Source organism: Succinivibrio faecicola (genome assembly GCF_019448115.1).
In the GTDB taxonomy this organism is placed as follows: Bacteria; Pseudomonadota; Gammaproteobacteria; order Enterobacterales; family Succinivibrionaceae; genus Succinivibrio; species Succinivibrio faecicola.
Genome location: NZ_JAGFNY010000081.1, coordinates 1 through 1,362 on the forward strand (window position 1 = coordinate 1; position 1,362 = coordinate 1,362).

Genomic DNA, 1,362 nt, shown 5'->3' on the forward strand with positions numbered 1-1,362 from the left:
AGAAGTGAAATGCAGTTACGCCGATGGTAGTGCAACGTACGTTTGTGTGAGAGTAGGTCACTGCCAGGCATCCCTTTTAGAGAAACCGCAATCATTTGATTGCGGTTTTTTGCTTTTCTATCTAGTAAATTTAATGCAACTGTAGTACATTTTATAACCTATATATTCAGTAGGAAATAAAATGAATTCTTCAGATTTTGACGACTTTCTTGATATTACAAAAGATCAGTGCCCAATTACTTTTCTAAAAGCATCTTTAAAACTTGAAGAAATGAATATCGGTGCTGTATTGAAAATCCATTTGAATGATGGAGAGCCGTTTAATAATATATCCAGAACTTTAAAAAAAGATGGTCAGCAGATCATTTCGTCATCATCATTAGAAGATGGCTCAAAGATCATTTATGTTAAAAAGTTAGTTGAAACACTGTCAGAATAGGTATTCTAATGCAGCTTTCAGATCTACAGATTCAAAGATATTCAAGGCAGCTTTTATTGAAACAGATTGGTCTTAAAGGACAGCAAAAGCTTTTAAGTTCAAAAGTGCTAGTTATCGGTGCAGGTGGTTTGGGATCTCCTGTATTGTTTTATCTTGCAGCTGCAGGAATCGGAACTATCTGTATTGCTGATTTTGATAAGGTAGATTTGAGTAATCTGCAGCGTCAGTTCGTTCATTCAACAGATACTATTGGATTAAATAAAACTTCGTCAGCTAAGAGTGCTTTAGAAAAACTGAATCCAGAAATTAGTATTATCACTTTTGAAGAAAAGGTAAGCGCAAAAAATATTATTAAACTTATTGAACCATACGATATTGTTGTGGACTGTACTGACAGCGCAAGAACCAAGTTTCTTATAAACGATTCATGTGTCTTGTCTAAAAAGCCTTTCGTCCACGGTGGCATACTTGGATTTACAGGTCAGCTTATGACCTATGTTCCAGGACAGGGGCCATGCTACAGATGTATTTTTTCACAACCAGACGATTTTGATAGTGTAAGTTCCTGTCGTGATGTTGGTGTAATTGGTGCTGTTGCAGGAGTAATTGGCTCAATGCAGGCACTTGAAGTAATTAAATTTCTTCTTGGAAAAGGGCAATTGCTTGTAGGAAAAATGTATATGTACAACGCATTGACTCTTGAATCAAATGTTCTGAAACTACCTGCTCACAATCCAGACTGTCCTGTTTGTGCGTCAGAAGACTTCCGTCTTGTAGATGAAATATATAATGGGAAGTGTAAATTCAAAGATCATATTTGACAAACAGAAAATCTGAACTATATTAAAAATTGCTCTCTGTAAAAAAAGAAATTACTGCAGAGAATCGCATAAGAAAGCGAAATGTAAAAAAAGAGTAAAAAA

2 protein-coding genes are annotated in these 1,362 nt (G+C 35.2%); both read left to right on the plus strand.

The genetic code is table 11. From position 1 onward, the window contains the following. Positions 1 to 181 precede the first annotated feature (181 nt). Positions 182 to 439 (plus strand): sulfurtransferase TusA family protein, encoded by a 258-nt coding sequence (locus J5V48_RS09690; protein ID WP_219938434.1) that lies wholly within the window; start codon positions 182 to 184, stop codon positions 437 to 439. Positions 440 to 447: 8 nt separating this feature from the next. After that, positions 448 to 1,260: a HesA/MoeB/ThiF family protein gene (locus tag J5V48_RS09695; protein WP_219938436.1), complete on the plus strand. Its 813-nt coding sequence runs from the start codon at positions 448 to 450 to the stop codon at positions 1,258 to 1,260. Positions 1,261 to 1,362 lie beyond the last annotated feature (102 nt).